This is a genomic window from Sphingopyxis flava (assembly GCF_900168005.1).
In the GTDB taxonomy this organism is placed as follows: Bacteria; Pseudomonadota; Alphaproteobacteria; order Sphingomonadales; family Sphingomonadaceae; genus Sphingopyxis; species Sphingopyxis flava.
Genome location: NZ_FUYP01000104.1, coordinates 1 through 1,223, shown reverse-complemented (window position 1 = coordinate 1,223; position 1,223 = coordinate 1). Strand labels below are relative to the sequence as shown.

Annotated in this window: 2 protein-coding genes; both read left to right on the top strand. The window is 52.5% G+C overall.

Going from position 1 to position 1,223, the window contains the following annotated elements; translation table 11 throughout:
• The coding region (locus tag B5X69_RS22555) for a TetR/AcrR family transcriptional regulator (protein ID WP_217699178.1) at positions 1–640 on the top strand (640 nt) is incomplete at its 5' end.
• A 395-nt stretch (positions 641–1,035) separates the two neighbouring features.
• A partial coding sequence (locus tag B5X69_RS21815) for a hypothetical protein (protein WP_217699169.1) occupies positions 1,036–1,223 on the top strand: 188 nt, incomplete at its 3' end.

The following is a 1,223-nucleotide window of genomic DNA, read 5'->3' as shown; positions in this document are numbered from 1 at the left end:
CCGACCTCCAATCCAGTCGGAATCCTATGAATCACAACAGATTCTCCGGGAAAAGCCAAAAATGTCACCTCGGCAAAATTCGTCCACACGGCCTAGGACCGCCGGTTTTCGGTCTACAACGGTTGAGCAGATCGCCGAACTTGCCGGCACAACAGTGCCGACATTTTATCGTCACTTCAAAAGCAAAGATGATCTTTTTGGACCGCTTCGGGATCACCTATGCACCGAAGTGGATCAAGTGACAATGAAACTCGACGATATTGATGTGCGAGACTTGGCAGCTGTAAGGGGTTGGCTTGACACATATATGGTTATGTGGACCCGAGTGCACCGCCTGTGCGAGGCATATTGGGAGGCTGCCCACAGCAATGATGATCATGCGCGAGAAGTATTTCCGATCGCCATGGGCGGCGTAAAGGTAATGCAGAAAATCCTCGCGCGGGTCGATCCTGACGCGCGCGAGAAAATGGAAATGCACTTAGTCTTTATATTCCTTTCTATAGATCGGATAATTTCGGCAGTTGCAGTGGAAGACAATTCATCCCAAGCCAATAAAATAATGGATTATTTGGCGCATTTTATATGGTCAATTCTTAATAATTATGCACCAATACAAAATACTGATAAATTTTATAAGTAACTTGACGCGAGCGCAAGATGCAGCGCTTCAAGTCCCAGGGCCAGGCGCAAAGGTTCGTCTCTACCCATTCCGCAATCTGCAACGCCTTCAACCTTCAGCGTCACCTCGTCTCCCGCAAAACCCTCCGGACCTTCCGAACGGCCGCCATGGCGGAATGGAATGCTGCGTCCGCAGCCGCAGCATAAAATGGGCTGCTCCGGGCAAAGCGCGGCCGGTTAAAGTTAACCTGCGTAATGTCGAGGACCTGCTGTTCGAGTGCTGCGCGACAAACAAGGTGAGAATTGCCGACAAACAGGATGAGAATGGGCGGCGGTGTGTCTTTCGGGACGAGGGGCGAAGCCCCGAGGAGCGACAGACACACCGCCGCAGGCGTCTTTTCTTCTGGAAGGGGGCTTTTGGTGATCGTGACCTGCCAGGTGGAGCTTCTTCTGAAGGGGAGATGCGGTGCCTGGGAGCCATATCAACGATCATCAGGTGAGATATTATATGAAGATGAGACAGACAATGTCGCCGCGTTCAGCGGCGGCGTGTGCGGCGTTCAGCACGGCGACGGCGTATCGGCTGGAGGCGGATATGCGGCTTC